The following is a 23,423-nucleotide window of genomic DNA, read 5'->3' as shown; positions in this document are numbered from 1 at the left end:
TGAGCAGCTATCGTCAAAGTGGAAAGTTAATGGCGTTATTTATTTTGCCAAGAAAGGAGCCTTGGCTGCGCCTAACCCCCTGGGGCCAGGGCAGACACTATCGACTTATATGTATCAAATTGCAGCGGGCGTTAGTTTTACATACAGTCTTGGTGAGTGACCTTATTTGAAGGGTTTTTGGGGTGTCTTTCAAATTTAGCATAGGGCGGTACGGCAATTCGTGCGCTACAGGGTATTGAGTGCCAGTGGGTAATTGCCGGTGATGTCATGGCATATCATGCTGTAAATGGGTGCTGGAGCCAGCATGGCGTATAAAAAATTGTATATTTCTCGTGGATAATAAAGGACGGAATAGAGTCGCTTGATTAGGTGGTTTTCTTGTTCAATTCTCAATGTTGTATTTTAACGTTAGGTTGGGGCGAACGGATTATTAAGTGATGTTTTTCTTGTCAATATATTCTCTTGGCGTCATGCCAAACCACCTTTTAAATGCGCGGTTAAATGAACTTTGTTCGCTGTAACCTAGTGCGCCGGTAATCTGGGACATGGGCATATCTTTGTTTTTAATTAATTTGGCTACTTCATCTTTTCGAACCTCGTCAACTAGAGAGTCAAAAGTATAGCCTTCCGACTGAAGTTTTCGATGAAGGGAGCGTCCATGTGTATTCATTTTTTTAGATACCAATTCCCTGGTAACTTGCCCAGTTGGTAGCAGTTTTTTTATTAAATGACGTGCTTGATGGCTTGCAAGCGCAGCTGGGTGGGATGCCGTGCCGGCCTCTATTTCGACCATAGATAAATAATTTGAAACCAGTTTGTGTAAGCCTGGATTTTTGGAGCTAAGATTAAGTTCTAGGCATCTTGTGTCGAGTTCAATGGCATCGTGACGTTGATTGAATAAAACTGGACAATTGAAAATATCCTGATACTGTTTTTCTTCTGATATCATTGAGTGGCGAAAGTTGACGGCGAGAGGTTTGAGAAGACCGCTAGTGAGTAATGATATGATGTTATAAGTGCAACCAACTGTATGCTCAACAATTTGTTCATAATCTGAGTTCTGTAGGCCGGTAAAATTTAGGCATGCGTAGGTCTGTTCGTCCTCTTTTAAGGAGAGTTTGATGGCTGACGTGTAGTGATGAAGAAATTGTCCGACACTGTTTATGATTTCGCGGACATCCGTCGACGCTAAGGCAAGAAAAGCGACCGGGCCAAGTATCTCTTGGTCTTGGTTGAGCGCCAAGCGCAAGCCGAAATTGTCACAGTTTAGTCTGCTTGCGCTAATGGTAAGCAGCTGTGCGAAATCATTAAAAGGAAAGAAATAATCTTCATCATTTAAGCGGTTACAATCGATTCCTGCTGCGGTTATCAGCAGTTTTGCGTCTCCGTTTAATTTTTCTGTTAGGGAGATGAAGCCTTTTAGGCAGCTACTCCTTATCCGTGCAGTCATTAATCATGCCATTTAATTGTTTTTTAGGTCTTATTTGATAATTAAAGTATTAGTCTAGTCTAGCCCTGAATACGCTATGATTATATAGCTATGTCAACTTATATACTATATTCGGATATATGTTGTTTTTTTGAGTAGGTTTAGATATGCGCCTGTTTCGGGTTGTTCTAGCATGGATATTCTGGTGGATATCGTGGACTTAAATCGATTTTTTGAAATTTTATATTGCAGGCGGGTTTAGTCAGAGTTTCTGTTAGGTGGTTTCGGTAATACTTTAATTTTTAAGGGGGCTAAGCTACACTGGCTGCATTATAAAAAATAGTTTGAGGCTATTTAAGTGTCCTTAGCCAATAATATATAAGGGTAATTTTCCTGTGAGTAATATTGCTCGTCTGGTCGGTCAATATCGATTGATCGAATCAAAACTGCGCCCGCCTTTTCTTCGATGTCAAACCTTATGTCGAGAAAATCTAACAACTTCAATAAAGCACGATTTCTCTAATTCTGGTGCCTTATCGGTTGTCGCGTCAGCAGGCTCAGGGAAAAGTACGCTAATGGCGTATCTTTATAATGAAAGTGTGGCGTCGGGTGAGCAATGTTTCTGGTTGAGTCTTGATTCCGAGGATAATGAGCCGGCCATATTTTCGAAGTATATTCTTGCGAGTTGCTATGAGGTTGACGAAGAATATGAAGAGGCTGAATTAGCATTTTTTGAAGCCAATCAAGCTCGAGATTATAGTACTTTCTTGGATTTTTTAGTGACCAGGTTGGTCAATGTTAAAGTTAAGTCGGTTATCTTTGTCGACGACTTTCAGTTCATTACAGACCCCATCATTGTTAGATTTTGGAATAGGTTAATTCAGTATTCGACACCGTTCGTTCGAATTGTTATCGGCAGTCGGAATCAGCTTCCACTTGATCTTGGAAGAAGGCAGATCTCTGGGATGTTGACCGAGATTACACAGCTAGATCTCAACCTAGATGCTCATGAGGTCGGCGCCTACTTACGTGAAGTGCATGAAATAGAGATTCCAGTACAAGCTGCTGAATTACTTCGATCACTCACAGAAGGCTGGATTGCGGGGGTTCAACTTGCAGCTTTAGCGATAGGTCGCGATAGGGTTAATGCGGTGAGTTACATAGAGGACTTCACCGGGAAAGACAAGGTCTTAACTGAATATCTTCTTCAATCTGTACTGAGCGGTCTTCCGGATGCAGTGCGTGAGTTTCTTCTTTGTACTTCTCCATTGTTGAGGTTTAATTCCGACCTTTGTGATCATGTGGGGCGGCGTAGCGATGGGGTGGAAATGCTTGAGCAGCTTAATCATAGTAATTTATTCATTGTTCCCGAGGATAAAATCGGTGTTTGGTACCGATATCATCACCTTTTTGTTGATTTTTTGCGGTGTGAAATAAAAAAAAGAGAGCCAGAAAAATACGGTGAAATTTGTATTAGAGCCGCAAGCTGGTGTGAAAATAACAATTTACTCACTGAGGCAGTTCAATATTGTTTGCTCGCGAAAGAATTTGAGAGAGCTGCTGAGCTAATCACTAAGCGGGGCCCTGATTTAGCTCAATTGTATGGAGATCATTATACGGTACTCGATTGGATGCGAAGACTTCCAGTCAAGTACCATACTTCAAGTCCCCAGTTACTCCTAGTTCACGCGTGGTCGAGCACTTTCTCTCGAGACCCAGCGTTTGCTGTTTCGCTCTGTGAGAAAGTATTTTTAGGTGTAAATGACTCGCAGCTCTATGGCTGGAAATTGGAGAAAGCGGCGGAGGCCGAAGTTTTTTGGCTCGCAAAAACAATCGTCGCAATTGCGGGTGTTGTCTCAGATGAATTGACAGAAAGTATTGTTTTGTGCAAATCCATAATTGAAAATGCGCCGCCGTCCCAAGTCTTCACTCTGTCAACTGCGTACTGTGTTATGGCTTATGCTTTATTGGGTCTGAGGGAGTACCAAGAGAGTATCAATTACGCGCTCGAAGGATACCGGTGTGCTGTTAAGGCGGGTTCTAAGTTTGCTGCAGTATGGGCGGATTTTATATCTGGCCTTGCCAATATTGAGTTGGGTCGGCTTAATAGTGCGATTATAGCCGCTAGTCGAGCTTCTGATAACGCTGGCAGCGAAGATGCCGATAATACCTATTTACGCGCGATGGCGGATTTCATTCATAATGAAGTTCATGTTCAGAAGTGTAATTTTGATGTGGTGCAGTACCGATTAAAATATGCGCGGACTTTCACTTCGCTTTACGGCCCTGCCGAGCCGCTACTTACTTCGATACGTGGCGATGCTAGGCATCTTTTTTGGGTTGGGGAGTTTGACGCGGCATGTAATGTTTTGCGCAACGGCCAAGAGATTGCTCTTAGTACCAATCAAGTACGTCTTTACTTTGGTCTACTTGCCGAGGAAGTGGAGCTTCAATTGCGATTTAATAGTGTTGGCGCCGCAAAGGAAACTATTAGGCGTGTAAATTTTTACTCCTTTGATCGTTTCGATCTCCCAGAAGAGTTTGTTCCCTGGGTTGAGGAAACTATTCAGGTGATAAAAATCCGCATGCTAATGGCTGATGGTCGAATAGATGAGGCACTCGATAAAATTAATGACCTTATCAAGTTGGTCGTTAAGCAGGGTGAGGGGCGCATAAGGTGTTTGCATAAACTACGTTCACTAAAAGCCATTGGCTTGTGGCGAAACGGCTCTGTTCGAGAAAGTGTTCGTGAGCTGGGGCAGGTAGTGGATGTTGCGGCATCGGAAGATCACGCATATGAAATTGTGATGGCCGGCAGCGATATTGGAGAAATTCTGCAGGAAATTCGGTCAAAAAGGGCCAGAATTATTGCCGACAAAGAATTAAAATTAAAGGATGACTTCATCGATAGGCTGATAATTGTTATAAATGGGGGTGTTGATGACATAGACCAAAAAACAGACCGTGTTCCAATTTGTCCAAATATATCGCTTACGGACAGGGAAATCGATATTTTAAAGCTTATTTGTGCCGGTCTTGATAACAACCAGATAGCTGGCGAGCTGAAGTTGTCAGTCGCGACAGTCAAGTGGCATATCCATAATATATTCCAAAAAATTGGAGTTCGCACTCGAACGGCCGCAGCTGCATATGGGCACAAGGCCAATTTAATTTAGACGCTAATCGTCCTGCGTAATAATTTTGGCCTCGTTTGCATTTCTATTGTAGGGTCTGTAATAGTTTAATATTAATTTTAAATCTAGATTGTGATGTATCGTAACGAGACTTCGGTCTTCCTTTGCGGAAAACCGAAGCTTTATGGTAGCGATCACTTGGTTTAACGCTTGAGCTTCGCCCCTTCTTTTAGTGACTCTTGTGCGTTAGATATAATGTATGCTCTTAGGGCATGTAGGTCTTGTTTGTTGATTACATTATTAAATGACGGCATACCTCTGGCGCTTAGCATACCTTTCAGTACAACCATTTCCATGGCCTCGTAACTGCCGAGATAGGGCGTCCAGCGCAGGTCTGGTACTAAGCCACTTGAGGCGGCGTGATCACCGTGGCAGACACCACAATTGTTGTCATAGATCTTATTGCCTTTTGCAATTGTTGCGGCGTCTGCTGTCGATTCCGGCGGCGTAGGTTTGCGCGACACAGAATCCGGCAGGGCGGGCAATTTCGATTTTCCGCCCAGTTTAAAAACCATTAAGCGACCTACGCCAGCCGTACTCTCTTGGGGAAGTAGGCCGCCGTAGAGTAGGGCGAAGGTGCCGCCCCAGCCGGATGCTACTGCGATATATTGTTCGTCATCGAGTTCATAGCTTATTGGTGGCGCGACGATCCCAGTCTGGGCGAAAAAATCCCATAAACGTTCGCCATTGTCAGCTCTATAGGCAACAAGTTTTGCGTCAGCATTGCCCTGAAACACGACGCCGCCCGCCGTAGCTAATACACCACCATTCCAGGGGCCATTGTGTTCAATCTTCCAGGCGGCTTGTTGTTTGACGGGATCCCACGCTAATAGGCGGCCCTTCAGCATGGCTTTAACAGCCTTGAATGTTGCTTTATCTGTAGGTAGCGAGGTCATGGTCATGTTGGCACCTGTATTCCAGCGCCCTTCTGTGTATTTAAACTGCTCGTCATTGGCGTAGACGAAAGGTGTTTCTAAGGCCGGAATATATACCAAGCCGGTATTGGGGCTGAATGCCATAGGATGCCAATTATGACCACCAAATGGTCCTGGAAACTGTGTGTGCGGTGCTTTGTTGCCCCAGCGCGCTTCCGGATTTTCCACGGGTCTTCCGGTAGCTAGGTCAATATGGCTAGCCCAGTTTACTGGCACGTAATTTTTGGCCGACAGTAATTCTCCGGTTGCGCGGTCAATTACATAGAAAAAGCCATTTTTCGGCGCCTGCATAATGACTTTGCGGGGCACCCCGTCGATATCCAGCTCGGCCAAGATCATGTGTTGGGTGGCGGTGTAGTCCCAGGATTCGCCAGGTGTTGTCTGGTAGTGCCAAACGTATTCACCGGTATCTGGACGCAGGGCAACGATAGAGGAGAGGTAGAGATTATCGCCGCCGCCGGGGCTGCGAATACTCTGGTTCCAGGGCGAACCATTGCCCACGCCAATATAAAGCAGATCCAGCTCAGGATCGTAGGCCATGGAATCCCAGGCGGTGCCGCCGCCACCGAATTTCCACCATTCACCGTTCCAGGTGGCGGCCGCTTTAGCCATGGAGGCGTTTTCGAAGCCATCAGCGGGATTGCCCGGCACAGTATAGAAGCGCCACAGCATAGATCCGTTGCTAATGTCATACGCTGAGACATAGCCGCGCACGCCGTATTCTGCGCCGCCGTTGCCAATAATTACTTTGTCGTTAACGATGCGTGGAGCACCGGTAATAGTATAGGGCTTGCTTTGGTCGATGGTAATCACGTCCCAAGCTTTGACACCGGTTTTTGCGTCGAGCGCGATTAAGCGGCCATCGATAGTGCCAATCACAATCTTGCCATCTGCATAAGCCACGCCACGGTTAACCGCGTCGCAACATAAATCTGCACCTTTACTTCGATCCACTTGTGGGTCGAACTGCCACTTTAGTGCGCCAGTCCGTGCATCTAACGCGAAGATTTTATTCCATGTGGCCGTGACGTAGATAATACCATCTACTACCAGCGGTGTTGATTCAATACCACGACTTACGCCTAGATCAAATGCCCATGCAAGGCCTAGATCGGTGACATTATCTGGGGTAATTTGTTTTAGGGGTGAAAAGCGTTGTTCGGAATCACCTCCGCCGTGTTTATTCCATTCAATAATTGGTTCTAGTTTCGTCGTAGTCTCTGAAAGCGGTGGATTTGAACAGCCAAGAAACAGTAGCGAGGATAGGCTAAATATGATAGCTCCTCTAATTATTGGGGTGGCACGAAATTTCATTATTTTTAACTCCATGAGTTAAATGGCGAGGCATTTAGGTCGGTTTCAAACTCAGAATACGGTTTTCGGAATAATTAGTTTATTAGATAAATATTTATATAAGTTTTTGATGATTTTATTAGTTGGCATTAATTATGACATAACTTAAATAGCACCAAGATTATTGATTGCCTACAATTAGGTCCTCACCTGAGGTTTGGTTTAGAGGGTTTGTGGCAAATTAGTATAGGTAAAGAGCGCAGTAGAGCCCGCACTCTTTATCCTCGCAAAATACTTTAGCGAAGGGGGCTTAATTTCACGCCCATATAACTATAGCCTTTAGCAAAGTTTGACTTTATGCCGACAGGTCCATTTACAACTTCGATATTAGAAAAGCGATTTAGTACTTCTTCCCAGACAATACGCAATTGCATTTCTGCTAGCCGGTTACCCATGCAGCGGTGGATTCCATAACCGAACGAAAGATGGGCGCGGGCATTTTTCCGATCTATGATAAATGCGTCAGGATCTTCGAACACGCTTTCGTCTCGATTTCCAGACACATACCACATTACTACTTTGTCGCCAGCTCGAATTGTTTTGTCTCCGAGTACGACATCCTCGTTGGCGAGGCGACGCATGTGGGCTAGTGGCGTTTGCCAGCGTATTATTTCCGAAACCATATTGGGAATAAGGGCCGGATTGGCTTTAAGCTTTTCAAATTCATCGGGAAATTTATTCAATGCTAGAAGGCCGCCGGTTAAGCTATTTCTAGTTGTATCATTCCCTCCAACGATAAGGAGTACTAAATTGCCCAGCAATTCCATAGGACGATCCATCATGTCCTTGGTGTCATCGTTTGCCTGCATTAATGAAATCAAATCTAGGCCTACTTTTCCGTCCGGCTTTTCCTCTTCTAGGCGTTGCATCCACAATTGCTGAAAAGTTGCTAGGCAGTCTGCCAATCCCGCTGCGCGTTCGTCGGGGCAAACCTCACCGTCTGTCAGTATCGGAGTGCCGGCCGCCAAATCTGACCAATAGGTCAGTTTTCGGCGATCTTCGAATGGAAAATTAAATAGTGTTGCTAACATTTGGGAGGTCAGCTCAATCGACACTCTATCGACCCAATCAAATTCTTCGTCCAACGGCAAATCGTCGAGTATTGTGCACACGCGAGACCTGATTAATGATTCCATTGCGGCCAGATTTTTCGGCGCTACAACAGACTGCACGGCTAGGCGCTGCTGGTCGTGACGCGGAGGATCCATGCCAATAAACATTTCCAGCGGTATTTCATCATCGAAGTCACCAATAAGAATTCCCGGCTCCGAAGAAAACAGTTCGTGATGTTTGTCGACGTACATAATTTCTTCGTAGCGGGTAACTGACCAAAAGGGACCGAATGGGCTTTCAGCTTGATAATGTACCGGATCTTCATCTCGGAGCCGTTTAAAGTACGACTGCCAAATATCGGTTTCAAAGAGCCTTCCGTCACTAAAATTCAGTGAGTCTAAATCCACTGAGTAGGGGTCGGCCATGAGCGATTTATTGATGCTAATATTCATTCTTTGCTCCTCAAGGTCAATTTTACATTTGATGTTCAGGGACGTTAACAACAATTCCGTGTAGCTCTTTAGTGATCACTACTTGGCAGGCGAGCCTCGAGCTGTCTTGTAAGTCCGGAGTCATTTGAAGTAAAGATGATTCTTCGCTGCTGCGGGAATCCAGTCGGCTAGCCCAATCCGCATCAACGATGATGTGGCATGTTCCACAAGCGCAGTTCCCGCCGCAATCACCGTCAATGCCTGGAACTAAATTGTTTATTGCTGCGCACATTAGCGATTCGCCTTCAGTTCCGTCAACTTCGTGCGTGGTGCCGGCATGATCTATAAAATTGATTTTTATCATAGTAATCGTCCTGTAGTAAGCAGTAGTAAAGGTTAGATCGAGTATTGTGTGGTGAGCTCGCATCCTCTAGTTGTGATTTTTAAAGTGCATCGTATTCACAGGCGGTTCTCATCAGAAGATAATAGTTTCGCTTTTTGAAATAAGAATATCCGTTAAAAAATATTACTAGATTTAAATTGGCAATCTAAGAAATTGCTAATTTATAATGACGCCAATTTGATGCAGTGGTCTAGTAAATACTAAAAAATTGAATTCATATTACCTTTTAAGGACAAAATATTGTCATCTTGTTGCGGTTAACATAATAGTTTTCTGGTAGGTGATGTTGATTGTTTTTAGATTAAAATGTCAGTATTGAAATTTATATAGCCGATAAAAGTGAATTTCATCTCGCGCCAATCTTTAGATAGGAAAATCTATCCCTAAATTTTAGCAATACCCATCAAAAGGATTGGGCGCAAGTGAATTTGATATGCAATCATTTGGCCATTGTTATCTCGGCGCTATTTATTAGCCAAAAAGTCTTTCTGGATTCGCTTAGGTGGCATTTAGTGGGACTGCAATGAATTCGCCTTTAGAGTGGAACCGACTAAAAAGGTTTGCGTCACGAGGCCGTAGCATTAACTCGAATCGGTGATCGAGTTGGAATTTAGTAGTTATAAGAATAGTCAGGCTTTGAGCGGCGGCATTTTAACCCTGTGATTCCAATAAGAATGGGTTAATGGCCGTATTTCTAGCTTGATCTAAAAATACAATAAATGAGGGGTGGAAATGGATAATTATCGTTTTCGACTTGCTGCGCTTATTATGCGTAATAGGTTGGTGGTCGCACTATTATTTCTTGCAACAACCGTTTTTTTCGCTATCGGAATTAACGGCTTGACTATAAAGACAATATTTTCTGACTTACTCCCGAAAGATGATCCGTACGTCCAGGTATTTAAAGATCATCCAAACTTCGGAAATCCGCTAACCGTCACGGTTATGATAAAGCGCAAGGATGGGGATATATACAATACTGATACGCTCCAGAAAGTCTGGGATTTTACGAGAGCAATTGATTTGATTCCTGGTATAAATCATGACTCATTGATTTCCATCTCTACAGAGAAGGCTCGATACGCTGAGGCAACACCGTATGGTGTTGATATGCGACCGCTGATGGGCGACTCAGTCCCGGACAGCCAGCGTGAGTTAGATGCCTTTCGTAAAAAAGTTGAGCAAAGCCCGAATGTCAGGACTTTCTATGTTTCGAGTGATGAAACGGCAACATTAATTACTGCTGCGTTTTTAGAAGACCTTTTAGATTACGATGTCGTGTTTAAGGGTGTTCAAAAATTGGCAGCTGAATACCGAGACAGTAATCATGAGGTGTACGTCGTCGGGCAGCCAGTTCTGACTGGCTGGGTGTATAAATTACAAAGTCAGACTTATACGATTTTTGGCGTTACCTTGCTGCTTCTAATCATAGCCCTTGCCCTGTACATGCGGAATATAGCGGGTACGTTAACGCCGATCATCTGTAGCTCGGTCGCCGCAGTTTGGGGTTTCGGTATGGTCGGTTGGATATCGTCTCCTATCGAACCATTGTTAATGATTGTTCCACTTTTGCTAGTGGCTCGATCGTTTTCACACTGTGTACAATTTAGTGAGCGTTATTACGAGATATACTCGGTAATAAAAGACAAAAAGAAGGCCGCTGAAATCACGATGGGCGTGATGATGGCGCCATCCATTCTTGGTGTCGTTACAGATACAATGGGTATTGTGTTTATAGCACTGGCTCCTATTCCCGCGATGGAGCGCTTCGCGTTGTTTACCGGTTTTTGGGCTATATGCATAATTCCTACCGGCGTATTTCTTATATCTATTGTACTTTCGTATCTTCCGACGCCAAAGAATATAGATAAAATGGTCTCGCATGGTGAATCTGATCATGAAGGCCACGGTCTCCAGTTAAGGTTGTTGCACGCTATTGCGAAGGTTACTCACGGCAAGCGTGCTAAAGTTACAACTGCTGTCGTTGCAGTAGCAACTGCCGTATCAATTGGCGTTGCGATGCAAATTGAAATTGGTAATCCAGTTGAGGGCTCAAATATTCTTTGGGAGGATTCGGATTTCAATACGGCCATTCGGGCGGTAAATGACCACTTCCCTGGTGTTAATACGCTCGAAATTATTCTTGAAGCAAAAACTCGAGATTTGAATCATCGTGTAGTTCGAACTCCTGAGGCGGTGGCGGCCTCCTTGCAGATCCAGGCACTGGTAGAGTCCGATCCGGTATTGAGACCCCGTGCAACATTGTCTTTTGCAGATTATATGATGGAGGCCAACAGGCTGTTTTCCGGTGGCGATCCAAAATGGTTGCCTTTAGATCCTACAGATGCGGCTGTGAGAGCAGCGGGCACGGCAGTAGTTTTTGGTACCAACCCGATAAACTTTTCCCATGTATCCGATTTTGAATTCCAGAACTCAACAATTTCACTTTGGTATAAAGATAATAAGCAGTCTACTGTCGATGCGGCGCTGGCAAGTGCACAGCGCGCCGTGGACACGGTCGGGGTAGAGCATACCGACTTTACTGTCCGTATGGGCTCCGGAACTATAGCGCTACAGCAGGCTATGAATTCCGTGGTAAGTCGTTATCACTGGTTAATTCTTGCGCTTCTTAACGTAGCAATTTTCGCTGTTGTAGCTTATGCATATCGATCAGCTATGGCCTCGTTCATAATTCTCATTCCAGTAAATATCTCGAATTTTATGTTGTCAGCAACTATGCATGTGTTGGGTATTGGACTCGACATAAACTCAGTGATGGTCGCAGTTTTGGGCGTTGGTGTAGGTATAGATTATGGTATTTATCTGATGTCGAGAATCTGTGAAGAATATACTACGGATATTGGCTGGGCCGAGGCAATTACTAAATCGATCACGACTACAGGTAAGGCGATTATGTTCACCGCATCAATTATGTTGATCGGGATAATGCCCTGGTATTTGCTTTCAGACTTAAAGTTTATGGCTGATATGGGTCTATTGTTAGTGGCAATCATGCTTATAAATATGGTTCTTTCTCTGGTAGTTCTTCCTCTGCTGGTTTGGCTGATTAAACCTCATTTTGCAAGTAGGGACGACCTTATGATTGGCGAAGGTATTGATCTGAGTATCTTTACAGGTAATGAAGCCAGCAGTGGCGAAGATGCTGGTGATTCCAGCAGTGGCGAAGATGCTGGTGGTTCCAGCTACGAGAATGAGCGCTTTGAACTGGCGTCGAGCTAAAGCCTGTTATTTCAGGAGAAGTGAGAAGTGAGAAGTAAGACGAGTATTAAACTTTAATATTGGAGATAGAAAATATGATAATTAGAAAATATGACCATGATTACGGTCGCCGCCAGCTAATGAAAAATCTAGCAGCTGGTGCTGCAGCGGGCGTCTTGATGCCGCTGAACGACATATTTGCATCAGGTGGTGATCTTGCCAAAGTCTACCCAGACGAATTGATGTCAATAGATATGTACACGAAAGGGAAGATTAGTACTGGTGACTACCTGACCGCTGACAACGTTGATCATGTAAAAGAGCTTTTAGATCCAATTTGTTTTGATCAGATTAAAACTATGGGGCGACGCGTTAGAATTCGTCCAACTACTAAAGATTTCAGTGCCATGTTCCCGCGCGAGTTTTACGATCGCACGCTGTACAATATGAATAATGGCGTGAGTGCAGTTTTCGACAAAACCGGGAATGTAAAGACCAACAAGGGTGGCAATTGGGTCGGTGGCTTACCGTTCCCTAACCCACGTACAGGGCCTGAAATTCAGGCTAATTTGGCGATGAGCTGGGGCCGTGCTGACTATAATCAGTATGCAGTTCAGGATACCGTACTGAATCCTGATGGTACGCTAGCTTATGATTATGAATTTATTTGGGCTGAGCTTCAGATGGAAGCCCGTATGGACGGTAAAGCGTTCCGCGGCATGGATGACCTGATACGATTGCAGACGGTTTTCTTTACCTCTACTCAGGATGTTGCGGGCAGTTCATTCCTATCCAAATGGTACTACGATCAGCGCAAGTTCCCGGACCTTTACGGATACTTGCCGCAGTTCCGTCGCGTGCGTCAGTTCCCTACTAATCAACGATTTGAACCACTTATCCCGGGCGTAACTTGGTTCCTTACCGATCCATGGGCAGCCGGTGACCCAATGTTGACCTGGGGTGATTACAAAATTATTGAGCGAAAGCCTATGTTGGGAGGCTTTAACGCGAAGTGGAACGGTGATAAGGAAAATTGGAAGGCGGATACTCACGGTGGACCAAATGGCGATACCTTCTGGGATACTGACTTTGAGTTGGCGCCTGAGGTCGCAATATTAGAGTCTAAACCAACTGGGTATCCTCGTGCGCCAGTCGGGCGGAGGCTAGCATATATTGACGTTCGCAATAATATGTACTGCGGTAATATACGATTTGACCGGCAGGACAAGCCCTGGGTGAATTTCGAGACCAACTTTGGCCAGTATAAACTCGGTGACAAAATCGAAGTTGGTCCAGACGGTAAGAGCCCCGCGTGGTCGTGGACAAACATTCATTCTTTCGACGCGCAAACCGGACGAATGAGTCGTATTACGCACAATAAAGAAAATCCAGGCGGCCATAAATCAGACTTTGGTGCTGATCAAGATAAAGCGTATAGCAGGTTCTTTACGCAGCAGGCGTTGCAGCGTTTAGGGCAGGTTTAATTTTATCGCCGCAGGGTTTCCTGCGGCAATATTTTTATAGGTGATATCTTGATAATGAAATTATTCAGAATAGTTACATGCTATTTTATTTTTTATGGTTTCTCATTTTCAGCGATTGCTGGGTCAATTGATACAAGTCTCGTTAGAGGTGGTATAGCTCATGACGCATTGTTTGATGTTGATATGCGTGGGAAGGAGGGTTTTGCCGTTGGTACGGCTGGATTAATTTACCGTACTGAGGACGGCGGTGAAACGTGGATGCTTGAGAGTAACGATAATCGCCTTGCCTTGCTTAGTGTCAGCTTTAGCAAGTTTGGTGCTGTTGCCGTAGGTCAATATGGATTGATACTGGTTCGTAGCGCTAGTGGTGAATGGCAAAAAGTCGAAAGTGGAACAGAGGAGCGCCTTTTTGCCGTCGATATAAATAACAGCGGTTATGCAATTGTGGGTGGGTCTTTTGGAACAATTTTACGGTCAATGGATGGAGGACGTAGTTGGGACCCTGTTTCCCCAAGTTGGCAGGATATTTTCGATGATCCTGACAATCGGTTAGGGGGGTTATTTGATCCTAGCGTCTATGGGGTGAAAGTAAGCGAAACCGGCAGAGCCTGGATTGTGGGTGAGCTCTCCTTAATAATGAATTCCGATGATAAGGGAATGACGTGGACTATAAAAAACGCTGGCGGAAGTTCTGAGGATGGTGTTTCTCCGACACTGTCTGCTATTGATATCAGAAAGGATGGCGTTGCGTTCGCGGTTGGCCAAGAGGGAGCTATGCTGAAAAGCCGCGACTACGGCAATACGTGGGAAGCCCTGCGGCCCGTAACGCATCAGAATTTGTTAGGTGTGAAAGCAAAGCTAAGTGGATTGGTTGTTGTGCCCGGAATGAGAGACATCATCATGAGTGTTGACGATGGCGATACCTGGAAGTCTGTGGAAGGGCTTGATATACAAACAGGTTGGTATGGTTCTGTTGCGATTCCTGATTCAAAAAATGGAGCTATTGTTGTTGGTAATAACGGGAACATAATTAAAATAAAATAAAGAACTCTAATTGAAGTTATTAACTAAATTTCACGTTAATGCTCGTTGATATTGTAGAGGTAATATAAGTGAAGATACGAAACAAAATAATTAAGTCAATATCTTGTTACGTCGCATTGTGCGCCGTTATATCAAGCGGTAAGGTGCTAGCCTCGGATGAAAGTTGGTTTGAGGAAATTGATTTTTCATATAACGGATTTGTTCGGGCTGAATCGGCCGTCAGTACTAGTGGAGTAGAGAACCCTAATAATCAAGGTGGCAACACTTTTAATGATCAGACTATTTCGCGACAGGCATACCTACCTCCGGCGTTAAACCCTACTAGTGCGCCGTTAAACGGACTGCTTGGTAGCGGCGCTCCAGGCGCGTGGGGAACAACACCCTTGCCGTTTAGTGATACTATTCGACGTGGCGACTTTATTAAAGATACCGATAATGACTTTAACTACACGGTGTTGAGAGCAGAGGTTGAGTTTACTGCGGCGATTACTTATGAGTTACGGTTTATCGCGCGAATTAGAGCGATGTTTGACCCAGAAATATATGATTCATTTGATGCAAATGATGTGGCTAATTTTCAGGGCGGCATACAGGGCGGCCCAGGGGTAAGTGGAAAGCTTTATGAGGGAACTCCAAGCTACTTTGATTATGTTGCAGATCAGGGCGGTAACCCAAATCCGTTAGAATGGGCAGGTAGTAACTACCAGATTTATTTCCCAACTTTCTTATTTGAATATGCGTCGGGTGATTTGGCGTTACGTCTTGGTAATCAGCAAATTGCCTGGGGTCAGGCAATATTTTTCCGCGTATTTGATACGCCAAATGGCTTAGACTTGCGCAGACATTCACTTTTGGATCGCGGTTTAGAAGAGTTTTCTGATAAACGCGTGCCAATGCTTTCTTTGCGCGCTACTTACCAGGTGTCAAATAATGTCTTAGCTGATGGTTACATTGGACGATTCCAGCCAACCGTATTTGGAAATCCAAATACACCTTATAATATAATTCCTACGCAATTTAATATCGCGGATACCTACGAATCCGGTAATTATGATGAGAAGTTATCGGCAGGATTTCGCTTAAAGGGCGATTACGGACAGTGGGGATGGCAGGCGTCCTATGTTTCTAAGTACGGAACCGAAGGTACTTTTGCATGGAGAAAGTCCGGTATAAATAAGCCGCTCTCAGGCGATATTGGTAACCTGATCAATAATGCCTACGATAGTAAGGCAGAAAACTGTGCAGTATATGACCCTGCGGCTTGTCGACTCTATTCAGACTCTGGTGAAGCTCTGGCGAATTCGCCATTTTCCGCTAGTCCAGGCGGTGTTTACACCGCAGATGAGTGGTTTAAATACGCTGCGGAAGCTCGGTTAGATGCAATTGGCGGGCTGAATGCGGCAATTGAAGAGTTTGACGGCTCAACCGATATTTACGCTTCATCAAACGCGGACGTTGGCCAATCTGTAGCTCAATTAAATACATTTTTCATGGCAGCTGGTGGCAGCTTACGGGGAACACTAGAGCGTCGCTATCATCGTGAAGATGATTTCGCTGTCGGAGTGAGCTATGTCAATGAGAGTGAAAACAACTTTCTTAATCAATTGATTTTTAACGTTGAGGTTCAGTACACGCCAAATCGGAGTTATACGAGCCCGACACTTTCCCAGCAAGCTATTGAAGATGATGAATATACGGTTGCCTTAGTGGTTGATAAATGGCACCGATTCTTTAAAGAGTTGCCAGGTACTTATCTCGTCTTTCAAGCATTAACCAAAAATAAAAGCGATTTGGTTGGTCGGCATTTGAGTGGTTATGGTCGCGTTGGCCTTGAAGGGCTTTCGGATGGTGATACATCAACTGTAAAGAATGAAAAGAAAGGCAATGCCAATTATATTGTTTTTGGGTTTCTTCAGCCCACGGATAACAAAATATTCGAAATTGAACTGGCGACGTTAGTAGATCTTGATGGCGGTATTTTGTTTCAGCCCGGTATTCGTTGGAATCCAGGCAAGGGTTTGACAGTTGAGGCATTCTATAATCATATCGACGGCTCTCTGTGGGGCGATAATCCGAACTCAAATGTAATCTCGTCGCTCGATTTTGCGGATGAAGCGTCGCTTAGAGTGACCTATCAATTCTAATTTTGGGGTCTATGATGCGGAGTAAGAAATAATATGTACTTTTGGGCTGGGTGAAGTTAATTCCTGGCCCTTTTTTTGGGGATTTGAAATGCATTTGTTGAAATGGTCCTCTCGGATGGATCGTAGGCAGTTTCTACGCTACGGATCAGCATTATCGGGGGCTGGGGTTTTGGCACCGTTGTGGTCTACCATTGCGTCGGCTGGCGATGTATCAAAAGCTTACCCCGATGAACTTCTCTCAATAGAAATGTATACAAAGGGAAAGATAAAGGTAGGCGATTATATAACCGCAGATAATGTAAATCTTGTCAAAGACTTATTAGATCCAGCAAAGTACAAGCATGTCGCAGAGATGGGGCGCAAGCTAAAAATGGTTGCTACAACGACAGACTGGATGAAAATGGGGCCTTGGGAATATCAGGAGGCAACACTGTCAAATCAAGGTTTGGCAAAATTTGACAGCTCTGGGAATGTAGTTACACCGGACGGAAAGCCGTGGATAGGTGGCCACCCGTTTCCTCAAAGTGAAACTGCTTTGCAGCTCTTTGCAGGCTTGACCCTGTCCTGGGGGCGGCATGATGCTAATTTATTTGCGATGAAGGAATACGACCTTAATCCTGAAGGTGACATAGATTATCAGTATGACCTGGTGTGGGCGGAATTATCGCCGGTTGGACGTTTAGTGCTTGAGCCTAAGCCCTATTGGCCGGAACATATCGATAAACTGCGTTTCAATACCGTTGTATATACAGCGCCTGAAAGTCAGCGTGGCGCATCGTATCTTAATGTTTGGCATTACGATCAAAATAAATTGCCGGATTTATACGGCTATGTCCCTCATTTCAGAAGGGTTCGACAATTTCCGACGAATCAGCGATTCGAACCGCTGGTCCCTGGTTCTGCGCTATACCTTTCTGACGCTTGGGCTGCGGGGGATCCATTGCACACCTGGGGGAATTATAAGATTGTGGGTCGACAGCCTATGCTGGCTGGTGTCTCTGGTGGTTGGAATTCTAGTGATGATAATTGGGAGCATGGAGTACATGGTGGCCCAAAAGGTGATAGTTTTTTCGATAGTGTTGTGGAAATGGTGCCTGAGGTAATTGTATGCGAGGCGGAGCCGACTGGGTTTCCCCGGGCGCCGATAAGTAAAAAGCGCGTTTGGTTTGATGCTCGAAATCAAATGCCTCTTGCTATGGTCACTTACGATCGAGCGGGCTTGCCATTTCGCTCCTTTGACGGCTGTTATTGTCAGTTCGAAGATGGCGATAAAAAAGTAAGTAATGGAGCGCACCCTTATTGGTCTTGGGCTTACTTCCACGCATATGAATTTCAGAGTGGGCGGATGACCCGTGTTGAACATGTCAAGGAACTACGAGGTGGTCATAAAAGCTCGGTTAATGACGCGTCAATTTTTCAGCGTTATCTTACTCATGCGGCATTGTCGCGATTAGGCCGCGTTTGATTTTTTTGATTGAAGTTTTATGTGCGAATTAAATTTTTTTGAGACCTCAGCATAGCGTCACGAGCGAAGGGAAGACGGGGAAAAATCAGCGGGAAAGCGTAATTTTTTGCAGTAAATCAGCATTTTAAACTGATTTTACGCTGTATTGGCAATCGCAGTAGTTATGTTGAGCTCTCAGTCAAGGATATAGGAACTAAATTATGCCGGAATATAAAGCTCCCCTGCGTGATATGCAGTTTGTTCTACACGATGTTTTTCAAGCTGAAAAGCTTTGGGAAACTATGCCAGCAATGGTGGAGGTTAATCGTGAGTTGGCTGACGCCATTTTAGAAGAAAGCGCCAAAATTAACGAAAGCCTAATTGCACCTCTAAGTCAGCCTGGTCATGAAGAGGGTGTGACCTGGGCGGACGGTGTGGTTACTACGCCGAAAGGTTATCCCGAGGCGTTTAAGCAGCTGGCTGACGGTGGCTGGGGTAGCTTATCTGGTGCGCCGGAGTACGGCGGTCAAACCATGCCGAAAATGTTGGTGTTGTTGTTTGAAGAGATGCTGTATTCCTCAAACATTGCCATGGGCCTGTATTTGACCCTGACTTCCGGCGCGGCATTGGCGATAGCTAGTCACGCGTCTGAGGATTTGAAAACCAAGTATTTGCCCAATATGTACTCGGCCAAATGGGCCGGTGCAATGTGCTTAACAGAAAGTCATGCTGGTACTGACCTAGGTATGATTCGCAGCAAGGCGATTCCCCAGGCTGACGGCAGTTATAGCGTCAGTGGTACCAAGATATTTATTACCGGCGGCGACCACGATCTCACCGAGAACGTGATTCACCTAGTGCTGGCAAAATTGCCGGACGCGCCAGCCGGCTCCAAAGGTATTTCCTTATTTTTAGTACCGAAATTCAAAGTAAATGACGATGGCAGTTTGGGCGAAGCCAATGGCGTTACTTGCGGTAGTATTGAACACAAGATGGGCATAAATGCCTCTGCTACCTGTGTCATGAATTTCGACGGCGCGGAAGGCTATTTGATCGGCGAAGTTAATCGCGGTCTGCAGGGCATGTTCACCATGATGAACTATGAGCGGCTGTCGGTGGGTATCCAAGGCCTGAGTGCGGCCGAGGCGGCGTATCAGTGGTCCTCTGCCTACGCTCGCGAGCGTACGCAAAGCCGAGCGCCTTCTGGCCCGGTAAATAAGGACGGCGCTGCCGATCCGATTATTGTTCACCCTGATGTGCGCCGTATGCTGCTCACTCAAAAAGCGTATGTCGAAGCCGGGCGCGCCTTTGCGGTATACGTCGGCAAGCAATTGGATTTGTCCAAATTTGCCAGCGGCGAAGCACAGCAGCGCGGCGCTGCCATGGTTGAGTTACTTACGCCTGTCGCGAAAGCCTTCCTGACGGATAAGGGCTTGGAAGGTGCGGTACTTGGGCAGCAAATTTTTGGCGGCCACGGCTATGTCCGCGAGTGGGGCATGGAACAATTGGTTCGTGACGTGCGTATTAGTCAGATTTATGAAGGCACCAATGGTATTCAGGCGCTGGATTTAATGGGCCGTAAGATTGCCGCAAATGGCGGTGAAAACCTAGCCGTGCTCATAGCGGAAATACGGGAATTTTCCAGTGCCTCTGCCAATGTTCCGGCTATGGCAGAATTTTTGGTGCCACTCGCTGATGTGGTAAATCGATTAGAAGACCTAACTGAAATTGTCTTGTCGCAAGCGCAGAGTGGCGATGCGAATGCTATTGGCGCGGCATCTGTCGAATATTTACATGTTATGGGTTTTTGTTTGTACATGTATATGTGGGCGATGATGTGTGAGCGTGTCTTGACGGGTGAGTCGACTCAAAGCGAAGATTTCATTCAGGCTAAGCTGGATACGGCGCGATTTTATGTTCAGAGATTGTTGCCGTTAAGCAAGGGCTTGAGTGAGGTGGTGAGCAACGGCAGTGCAAGCCTTATGGCACCGAAGGAAGAAATTTTCATTGGGTGAGATCTCGGCATAACTACTGAGCTTGAAAAAACTGTTGTGAATACGCGTTATATTTATAGCAGTAATCGCCATTATGGGCTGATTTTCATCTCGTTTTGGCTTCGCTCCTTATCTTAAGCTGCGGTCTCTTCATTATATTTATATAACCTAATAAATGCATTAGGTTCGAATTATGGGGTTTTATAGTGATGGTAAATTTAGAAGTTAAAAATACGAATATGTCCTCTGGTATGCAGGCCTTTCCGATGAACCTGGCGTCTATTTTAGAGCACGCGGCTCGGTTTCATGGCGACCAAGAAATCGTTTCTAGACTTGCATCAGGCGGTGTTCATCGGTACACCTATAGCGATGCATTGACTCGTTCTAGACAGCTTGCGAATGCGCTTCAGTCATATGGTATTGAGGTAGGCGATAGAGTCGCTACGCTGGCGTGGAATGAGTATCGTCATTTAGAAGCATGGTATGGAATCGCTGGCCAAGGAGCGATTTGTCATACGGTAAATCCGCGCCTTTTCCCTGACCAAATCCGCTTTATTATTAATCACGCAAGTGACCGATTGATCTTCGTTGACCCCTCATTCATTGGGCTACTTGAAGAAATTCAGGATGAAATACCTAGCATTGAGTTGTTTGTGGTGCTTTCGGATAAAGCCCAATTTCCCGTTACAACTCTGAAAAATGCAATAGATTATGAAAGCTTTATTGCGGATCAATCTGATGTTTTTAGCTGGGCAGAGCTAGACGAGGAGTCACCCTCATCCCTTTGCTACACTTCAGGTACAACTGGCGATCCGAAGGGAGTGCTTTATTCTCATCGGTCAAATCTACTTATGGCCTATGCATCGAGTTCTGCGGATGCGTTTAATCTTTCGGCACTATCGACTGTATTAATGGTTGTGCCTATGTTTCACGCTAATTCATGGGGCTTGGTATATTCCGCGCCAATGACTGGTGCAAAATTAGTTCTTCCCGGGCCTCATCTGGATGGTGCGAGCGTATATGATTTAGTGTCTTCCGAAAATGTCACATTTTCAGCAGCCGTACCGACGGTATGGAGTATGTTGTTGGAGCATATGACGACTAATAATCTGAAATTGCCTGATTTGAAAGAGGTGGTGATTGGCGGTTCAGCTGTGCCGAAAGCTATGATAGTTCGATTCAAACAGGATTATGGTGTCGATGTGTTGCAAGCTTGGGGTATGACTGAACTTAGTCCCTTAGGTACGCTCAATCGACCCAAGCCTGCGACTCTTAAGCTGGATGCAGATGCCCAGCTGAAGGTGGCGGCTAAGCAGGGCCGGGCTATATTTGGCGTGCAAATGTGTATTAAAGACGATGACGGCCTGGAGTTGCCTTTTGATGGGAAAACGTCTGGCCGATTGATGGTGCGAGGCCCATGGGTAGTAAAGTCTTATTTTAGAAACGATTCAGTTATTCTGGATGGTGACGGATGGTTTGATACTGGGGATATAGCGACGATAGATTCTGATGGATTCATGCAAATTACTGATCGCGCGAAAGATATTATTAAGTCGGGTGGTGAGTGGATATCTTCCGTAGATCTTGAAAACGCTGCAATAGGTCATCCTGACGTTAGGCAGGCGGCAGTGATTGGTGTTCCGCATCCCAAGTGGGAGGAGCGGCCTCTGTTACTTGTCAAACTGAAAGATGGAGCCAGTCTTGACGCGCAATTGATTAAAGAATACTTGAGTGGCGAGGTGGCAAAATGGTGGATTCCTGAAGATATTAGGTTTGTTTCCGAGATTCCACTGACTGCCACTGGGAAAATTGATAAGAAAGTATTGCGTAGTCAGTTTATTACTAGCTCTGATGCGTAAATTTACTGTTTGAAAGCCAACTAACAAAAAGTACCTAAGTTGAAATTTCTAATACTTTATTTAGTCTATTTACGTGGCAGGTTATGAGTTCTTACACCTAAATTCTTTTGCGGTGGTTGGAACAGCATAGTGGCGTTGCTGTTCCTGCTTAAAGCGTCATTGTGGTAAATCGGCTAGTTTGGGTTTAAAAATGGGTAAGTCCTGCCAGTATTCTAAATATCGACCGTGTTGAGCTTTTTAGTAGGTTTGGGACCTTTGCCCCTTCGGGGGCTTTTTTCACTTATTCGCGGTTGCTTACTGATGCGGCTTAGAATTGCATTAGCAGACAAAGATCACTGTTAATGGTTTAGATTTTATTCCGGAGGATTCTCCAGTTGAGATTGGGGCGGCTGTGATTGAATGGATAACGGTGTTGTAGGTGTCGACGTGGTGGTAGTGGGTTTTTAATTATTTATTTAGTAATTAAAAATAATTATTACATTAACTATAAATAAATATATTAATGTTACCGAGTGAAGTACTGTGGATTTGGTGTGGCGAAGTAACCTATATCTGGGCGGGACAGCGTTGGGCTTATTTGGCAGTGGTGATAGATTTATATGCACGCAAGCCAATAGGCTGGGCGATGTCGTTATCACTAGATAGTGTGCTTACCGGCCAGGCGTTGAGTATGGTTTATGAAGCAAGGGGAAAGCCCAAAGGAGTTATGTTCCACTCGGATCAAGGTAGCCATTATTCCAGCCGGAAATTCCGTCAACATTTGTGGCGCTATCAAATAGAGCAAAGCATGAGTCGTCGAGGTAACTGCTGGGACAACGCGCCGATGGAGCGATTCTTTAGGAGCTTAAAAACTGAGTGGGTTCCAACGCTGGGTTATCGAAATTTTACCGATGCCCAGCAATCAATTACGGAATACGTTGTTGGTTATTACAGCAAAACACGACCGCATCAACATAACCGTGGTTTAAGTCCAAATGCAGCCGAGGGGCAGTATTGGATTAGCCACTAAACCGTGGCCAGTTTTACTTGACCACTACAACACGGGTGGGGAGGTAGGTCTGGAATGCCTTAAGAGTGGCTAGTAGATTCGGGCTGCTACTCGCCATGAATCCCATTGCACCATGAGTGGTAGGTGTTAAGCATTTACCAAGCCGCAAGCCAAACATCTGGTCGTTAGATAAGCATAGTGCATTTTTTAATATTTGAATTTGTTGTCTAGACGTGAGCAGGGTGTCTTCTCGCTTATCCAAAGTGCACAATCAAACGAAATTATAGAAGGAAATACGGCTAGCTCAAATGAGTCTGAGCTGGATGAGTACGTCGCGGCGCTTATCCAACTTGTTGATTTGCATCCAATACTGACCCATTAAGCCCCCATATTTGCATCGAATTTTGACCCACGTGTAACACTTGCCCGCAGGATGACTGCGGGGGATT

Annotated in this window: 13 protein-coding genes and 1 pseudogene; 9 read left to right on the top strand and 5 right to left on the bottom strand. The window is 45.1% G+C overall.

Annotated elements, in window-relative coordinates; translation table 11 throughout:
- Positions 1 to 430: 430 nt before the first annotated feature.
- Positions 431 to 1,450 (bottom strand): AraC family transcriptional regulator ligand-binding domain-containing protein, encoded by a 1,020-nt coding sequence (locus tag ABYT30_RS05930; RefSeq protein ID WP_373080893.1) that lies wholly within the window; start codon positions 1,448 to 1,450, stop codon positions 431 to 433.
- A gap of 374 nt (positions 1,451 to 1,824) precedes the next feature.
- On the opposite strand from ABYT30_RS05930, the gene ABYT30_RS05925 reads away from it, so the two are divergent.
- Complete coding sequence (locus ABYT30_RS05925) at positions 1,825 to 4,605, top strand: LuxR C-terminal-related transcriptional regulator (RefSeq protein ID WP_373080895.1); 2,781 nt, start codon at positions 1,825 to 1,827, stop codon at positions 4,603 to 4,605.
- A 161-nt stretch (positions 4,606 to 4,766) separates the two neighbouring features.
- On the opposite strand, the gene ABYT30_RS05920 is transcribed toward ABYT30_RS05925, so the two are convergent.
- The 3 genes from ABYT30_RS05920 to ABYT30_RS05910 form a co-directional block, all read right to left on the bottom strand.
- Entirely contained in the window at positions 4,767 to 6,872 is a 2,106-nt protein-coding gene (locus tag ABYT30_RS05920; RefSeq protein WP_373080896.1) for a PQQ-dependent dehydrogenase, methanol/ethanol family, read from the bottom strand.
- A gap of 275 nt (positions 6,873 to 7,147) precedes the next feature.
- Positions 7,148 to 8,416 (bottom strand): cytochrome P450, encoded by a 1,269-nt coding sequence (locus tag ABYT30_RS05915; RefSeq protein ID WP_373080898.1) that lies wholly within the window; start codon positions 8,414 to 8,416, stop codon positions 7,148 to 7,150.
- Positions 8,417 to 8,438: 22 nt separating this feature from the next.
- On the bottom strand, positions 8,439 to 8,759 hold the full coding sequence (locus tag ABYT30_RS05910; protein WP_373080900.1) for a 2Fe-2S iron-sulfur cluster-binding protein: 321 nt from the start codon (positions 8,757 to 8,759) through the stop codon (positions 8,439 to 8,441).
- Positions 8,760 to 9,530: 771 nt separating this feature from the next.
- On the opposite strand from ABYT30_RS05910, the gene ABYT30_RS05905 reads away from it, so the two are divergent.
- The 8 genes and pseudogenes from ABYT30_RS05905 to ABYT30_RS05870 all read left to right on the top strand — a co-directional run.
- Positions 9,531 to 12,038, top strand: a complete 2,508-nt coding sequence (locus ABYT30_RS05905; RefSeq protein WP_373080902.1) for an RND family transporter — start codon at positions 9,531 to 9,533, stop codon at positions 12,036 to 12,038.
- Positions 12,039 to 12,112: 74 nt separating this feature from the next.
- Complete coding sequence (locus ABYT30_RS05900; RefSeq protein WP_373080904.1) at positions 12,113 to 13,501, top strand: DUF1329 domain-containing protein; 1,389 nt, start codon at positions 12,113 to 12,115, stop codon at positions 13,499 to 13,501.
- A gap of 54 nt (positions 13,502 to 13,555) precedes the next feature.
- Positions 13,556 to 14,545, top strand: a complete 990-nt coding sequence (locus ABYT30_RS05895) for a WD40/YVTN/BNR-like repeat-containing protein (protein ID WP_373080906.1) — start codon at positions 13,556 to 13,558, stop codon at positions 14,543 to 14,545.
- A 68-nt stretch (positions 14,546 to 14,613) separates the two neighbouring features.
- A complete protein-coding gene (locus ABYT30_RS05890; RefSeq protein WP_373080908.1) occupies positions 14,614 to 16,689 on the top strand; it encodes a DUF1302 family protein in 2,076 nt (691 codons plus the stop codon).
- A gap of 169 nt (positions 16,690 to 16,858) precedes the next feature.
- On the top strand, positions 16,859 to 18,154 hold the full coding sequence (locus ABYT30_RS05885; RefSeq protein WP_373080910.1) for a DUF1329 domain-containing protein: 1,296 nt from the start codon (positions 16,859 to 16,861) through the stop codon (positions 18,152 to 18,154).
- A 200-nt stretch (positions 18,155 to 18,354) separates the two neighbouring features.
- Positions 18,355 to 20,148, top strand: coding sequence for an acyl-CoA dehydrogenase C-terminal domain-containing protein (locus ABYT30_RS05880; RefSeq protein WP_373080912.1), 1,794 nt, complete (start codon positions 18,355 to 18,357; stop codon positions 20,146 to 20,148).
- A 188-nt stretch (positions 20,149 to 20,336) separates the two neighbouring features.
- On the top strand, positions 20,337 to 21,986 hold the full coding sequence (locus ABYT30_RS05875; protein ID WP_373080917.1) for a long-chain fatty acid--CoA ligase: 1,650 nt from the start codon (positions 20,337 to 20,339) through the stop codon (positions 21,984 to 21,986).
- Between the two features lie 526 nt (positions 21,987 to 22,512).
- Positions 22,513 to 22,995, top strand: a pseudogene (locus ABYT30_RS05870) (IS3 family transposase); the annotation flags it as partial.
- Positions 22,996 to 23,008: 13 nt separating this feature from the next.
- Here the strand turns inward: ABYT30_RS05870 and ABYT30_RS05865 are convergent.
- Positions 23,009 to 23,236 (bottom strand): AraC family transcriptional regulator ligand-binding domain-containing protein, encoded by a 228-nt coding sequence (locus ABYT30_RS05865; RefSeq protein ID WP_373095631.1) that lies wholly within the window; start codon positions 23,234 to 23,236, stop codon positions 23,009 to 23,011.
- Between the last annotated feature and the right edge of the window lie 187 nt (positions 23,237 to 23,423).

Source organism: Zhongshania sp., assembly GCF_041623545.1.
Taxonomy (GTDB): Bacteria; Pseudomonadota; Gammaproteobacteria; order Pseudomonadales; family Spongiibacteraceae; genus Spongiibacter.
This window is presented reverse-complemented; position numbering and strand designations above follow the sequence as displayed.

Coding starts and splice junctions, on each gene's coding strand:
- ABYT30_RS05905 (WP_373080902.1), top strand. CDS start 9,531: ATGGATAATTATCGTTTTCGACTTGCTGCGCTTATTATGCGTAATAGG.
- ABYT30_RS05900 (WP_373080904.1), top strand. CDS start 12,113: ATGATAATTAGAAAATATGACCATGATTACGGTCGCCGCCAGCTAATG.
- ABYT30_RS05910 (WP_373080900.1), bottom strand. CDS start 8,759: ATGATAAAAATCAATTTTATAGATCATGCCGGCACCACGCACGAAGTT.
- ABYT30_RS05915 (WP_373080898.1), bottom strand. CDS start 8,416: ATGAATATTAGCATCAATAAATCGCTCATGGCCGACCCCTACTCAGTG.
- ABYT30_RS05880 (WP_373080912.1), top strand. CDS start 18,355: ATGCCGGAATATAAAGCTCCCCTGCGTGATATGCAGTTTGTTCTACAC.
- ABYT30_RS05930 (WP_373080893.1), bottom strand. CDS start 1,450: ATGACTGCACGGATAAGGAGTAGCTGCCTAAAAGGCTTCATCTCCCTA.
- ABYT30_RS05875 (WP_373080917.1), top strand. CDS start 20,337: ATGGTAAATTTAGAAGTTAAAAATACGAATATGTCCTCTGGTATGCAG.
- ABYT30_RS05895 (WP_373080906.1), top strand. CDS start 13,556: ATGAAATTATTCAGAATAGTTACATGCTATTTTATTTTTTATGGTTTC.
- ABYT30_RS05920 (WP_373080896.1), bottom strand. CDS start 6,872: ATGAAATTTCGTGCCACCCCAATAATTAGAGGAGCTATCATATTTAGC.